We start from the raw sequence: 2,932 nt of genomic DNA, 5'->3' as shown, positions 1-2,932 counted from the left end.
TATCCGCCTCCAAGCTTAGCACATTTCATTCTTAATCGTCTCTTAAAATATAACTAGACTTAGATTATATAAATTTAGCATTAAATCAACATTAAGAAATAAACTAAAATGGTTTTACTTTTGTAAATTTAAGCTTTTAAATCGCAGTGCCAAAGCCCACATATACATAAATGGTATATTAAAAATATAAAAAGATGTTTGATAATAAATTTCGCCCTATTGGTAGCGCGAGCAAAATTACTTATTATTTTAACATTTTAAGCCAGACAATTAACCTATGAGATGAGATGGTTGCAACTTCTTACTAACAATAGAATTTTTACTATTTCCAAATACAAACGATAAATAAAGATCATAACATTATGCTGCAGATAAGTAGTAGTTTTTCTAAGACAGCATAAGATTTGGCAATATAGTACATATTGCATTAGCTACTCTAATTTAGATGTTACTTGTATCAGTATTTTAGAACCTTAGCCCGCATGATTTAAAACCATGCTATCCTTAGACAACGACTTTTATAGCCTATTCCTTAGCCCAAAAAGCAATAAAATAAAATGAATAATCGTTAAATTCAACCTTTTAAATGTTATTCTTGTGTATAACCTTTAAGCAAAGATCAATTAATGCCAATAGCCTAAAAAAGAAGTAGTCTCGATATTCTTCTGCTAGTTTAATATTTTCTGGTTCTGAATGCCTAATATGGCAATTATTTCCGATCTTTGTCAATATGTTAAATTCGGTATTCACAAAATTTATGTTTCTTCGATCTAGTGACTTATCTAAATCTGAAGCTACAAATTCTAATTGAAAATTCTCTGATAATTTACTTACTAATTCTTCAACTGACTCTTTCTTATCTTTTCCATCGCAATACATCTTTAGTCTTTCAAAAGCCTTCCAGAGGTCATTTAATGCCGCTTCTTTATCATTTGTTCTATATCGTTTTATAGCTTTGCTTATAAAATCATTTAGTTCTTTATCTGACGTTCCCGCCTTAATATTTGAGAGCAAATCGCTGTTTATATTTATACCTAAAGCGTCGGTTATATTGGGTTCTACATAATTATTAATAGAGCTTGTTATAAAATCCCTAAAATTATTAGTTGCATGCTCAAACGATTTTTTGTTAAGTATGAAATTTTTAGCATCTAAAACCCCGTAAAGCAAGATAAAATATATATCCCTGCTAGATAAAGATGTTAAATAGTTACGCAATCGTTCCGTATTGTCATGCATTTCTTCAATATTTTTGCATTCGCTTATACTTTTTATGCCCTCTAAAAGGGGCTCATCGTATCCAAGGTTATAAAAAAATAGGTGTATATCTTTATGTTCTATAAAATCTTGATTTAAGCCGTTTATTATCCCTGCAAGCCACAATTCAAAGCCTTCATTTCTTTCTCTTGCAGCGATAATTTTTAAAATTTGATCATATTCGTGATCATTTTTATAAAAAAGTTTAAATTTAATGTCTTCTACCGTAGATTTTGCGAGCTTAAAAGCATAATTATTAAGCGAAAATTTCCTATCCTCTTCTTTTATTATATTAAAACGTCCGAGTATTTTTCTGCTTTTAGCCGATAATTCCTTTAAAGACAAAATACTTTCTTTCACTTTGTCTGCCAACAGGTAAGCACCATTTCCATATAATGAAATTTTACCAGGGCTAGCGTAGTCTTTTATCTGATTTAGCTGTTCGTCTATTTGTTTTATCGTTTGTTCTGTCTCATCCAAATCAGTCATAAATTTACTCTCCTTATATTTTTGCACATTATCACGTCAACTAGTGTCTCTTTATGGATCAATACAATGTAACGAATCATAAAAAAACTAAATTAGATAAAGTTGAAAAAGCTATCATTCTTTACACATCGCTCTAATATTTTTACTGCTTTTTCATAAGCGATCATATTAGTATTAAAAATGAGATATGAGTCGGCATTAGGACTGCATGGAAAAAAATCCCCAATAATCATAATATCAACATCGTCTAACTCATATTTTTTACAAAGCTCTCCAAATTCTCTATTTAAATTACACATAAATACTCTCTGCGGGCTACATATATAGCCTTTATCTCGTATCTCTTTATAGATATGCCTAAAACTACTCTGTGACATATTAAAGTTACTTAACATTTTTATCCCTTGAATTTAGTTAGTATATAAACGCTCGGTAAGCCTATTATAGGTCTTGAGGTCTTGCAAATTCTATATAATATATTTATTTCTTATAGTGCTCAAATTTAAAAATTCCTATAAATTTTTAAAAAATAGACCAATATCATTTGAAATAATAATTTATTTTGAATATGATCTAACACTCAAAGCACTTATGATTATATTTAATCAAGTCTTGTTTACAGCTTAACCAAAGTAATAAATTTATAGAAACAATTGATTTTTTTTAAATAAAACAATGATTTGAACTTTTATATTTTGGACACAGTAAAAAGGCTATTTGTAATATATTCGTTAGATTTATATTCATAAGATATTTATACTAGCTAAAAGCAGAGAATATGCATTACTTAAGAGCCCTGCGGACTAGATGAAAATGAATCTTTAAATGGTAGCAAAAGCAAAGACCTTTTACAAAACTTCTGCGATAAATAGCGCATACTAAAGCAGCTTGTCTATTGATATGGCTACTGATCAACTACTTTTGGCGCGATGAAATTTTAAAATTTCATCGTTGCACTCGCCGCCATATTCGCCGTAAGGGCGCGTTAAATTTATCCGAAACGCTTTAAATTCCGTAAAATTTCAGTTTTGTAAAGATAAAATTACAAAATTTTTTTTAAAAGGATTCAGAATGAAAAATTCCCTCTTGTTCGCCTGCGCAGCGCTGTTTGTATGCGCTTGCTCCAATTCTGAGCATCCAAAGCCAGGCGTTTCGCATTGCAGCGAGCCCAAAATGGACGAGGCGT

2 protein-coding genes are annotated in these 2,932 nt (G+C 30.1%); both read right to left on the bottom strand.

Annotation, left to right across the window (positions count from 1 at the left end; all coding sequences use genetic code 11):
- Positions 1 to 582 precede the first annotated feature (582 nt).
- Positions 583 to 1,746, bottom strand: coding sequence for a hypothetical protein (locus tag Q0614_RS01570; RefSeq protein WP_298786032.1), 1,164 nt, complete (start codon positions 1,744 to 1,746; stop codon positions 583 to 585).
- 92 nt (positions 1,747 to 1,838) lie between these two features.
- The gene (locus Q0614_RS01565; RefSeq protein ID WP_298786030.1) at positions 1,839 to 2,141 is read right to left on the bottom strand and encodes a hypothetical protein; all 303 of its coding nucleotides are present in this window, start codon (positions 2,139 to 2,141) and stop codon (positions 1,839 to 1,841) included.
- Positions 2,142 to 2,932: the final 791 nt, after the last annotated feature.

Source organism: uncultured Campylobacter sp., assembly GCF_937997595.1.
In the GTDB taxonomy this organism is placed as follows: domain Bacteria; phylum Campylobacterota; class Campylobacteria; order Campylobacterales; family Campylobacteraceae; genus Campylobacter_B.
This window is presented reverse-complemented; position numbering and strand designations above follow the sequence as displayed.